Raw genomic sequence first — 1,158 nt, forward strand, 5'->3', positions numbered from 1 at the left:
CAGGGCGCGCAGCGCCGCCACTGGCAATGGGCCGGCAAATGGGCAGCCCGGGCCGATGATGTGCTGAACTGGTTGCCGGCCCGCATCACCGCAGCCTGGTTGGCGCTGCGGGCGGGGGGCCTGTCCTGGTCCGGCCTGCGGCGCGATGCGGCGGTCACGCCATCGCCCAATGGCGGTTGGCCGATGGGGGCGATGGCGCAGGCGCTGGGTGTGCATCTGTCCAAACCTGGTGTGTACCAGCTCAACCCACAAGGCAGGCCACCGCAGGCCCAGGATATGCAGCGGGCGCTGGCCTTGGCGGGTAGAGTGGTGTGGGCACAGGCGCTGTGCGCCTTGCTGCTGGCCCTGGGTTTGGCGCTAAAGATAGCAATCGCCTCAATGGCGCAAGGAGCCTTGGCCCATGGCTGATAACGAGCATGGTGGCACCGACGCCTTGGGCGTGCCGGCGCATGATTTCTCCACCAACCGCAATGCCTGCGGCCCCTGCCCGGAGGCCGTGGCAGCCTTGCAGGCCGCGCACCTGGCGCAGTACCCCGACCCGCACTACACGGCGCTGCGCCTGCAGCTGGCGGCCTTCCATGCGGTTGCTCCCGAGCGCTTGGTCATTGGCGGCAGCAGCAGCGAGCTGATCCACCGCCTGACCCAGCATGCGCTGCGCCAGGGCGCCACCCGCATCAGCCTGCCGCGCCATAGCTATGGCGACTACGCCCAGGCGGCGGAGGTGTGGGGGCTGCGTCGCAGCAGCCGCAATACGGCATGGGGTGACGGCCTGCACTGGGCCTGCGAACCCTCCAGCCCGCTGGGTCGGGTCGAAGATATTTGGCAGGCTTTGCCTGACGATGCCAGCCACCATGGCCTGGTGCTGGATTGCGCCTACCGGCCGCTGTGGCTGGAAGGCGCTGCGCCGCCGCGCGACATGGCTGCGCTCTGGCAGCTGTGGACGCCCAACAAAGCGCTGGGCATGACGGGGGTGCGCGCGGCCTATGCGATTGCGCCCGAGGGCACGGCGCAGGCGCAGATCGATGCGCTGCGGGCGCTGGCGCCTTCGTGGGTGGTAGGGGCCCATGGGGTGGCCATGCTGCAGGCCTGGGTAACGCCCGAGGTGCAGGCCTGGCTGGCCCGCAGCCTGGACACCCTGCGCCACTGGAAGGGCCGGCA

At 70.1% G+C, this 1,158-nt stretch carries 2 protein-coding genes; both read left to right on the top strand.

Annotated features, from left to right (window positions below; translation table 11 throughout):
- A partial coding sequence (locus H928_RS0101655; RefSeq protein WP_021024927.1) for a cobalamin biosynthesis protein occupies nt 1–408 on the top strand: 408 nt, incomplete at its 5' end.
- A partial coding sequence (locus tag H928_RS0101660) for an aminotransferase class I/II-fold pyridoxal phosphate-dependent enzyme (RefSeq protein WP_021024928.1) occupies nt 401–1,158 on the top strand: 758 nt, incomplete at its 3' end. The genes H928_RS0101655 and H928_RS0101660, both read left to right, overlap by 8 nt.

This window comes from Comamonas sp. B-9, assembly GCF_000410635.1.
GTDB lineage: Bacteria > Pseudomonadota > Gammaproteobacteria > Burkholderiales > Burkholderiaceae_C > Comamonas.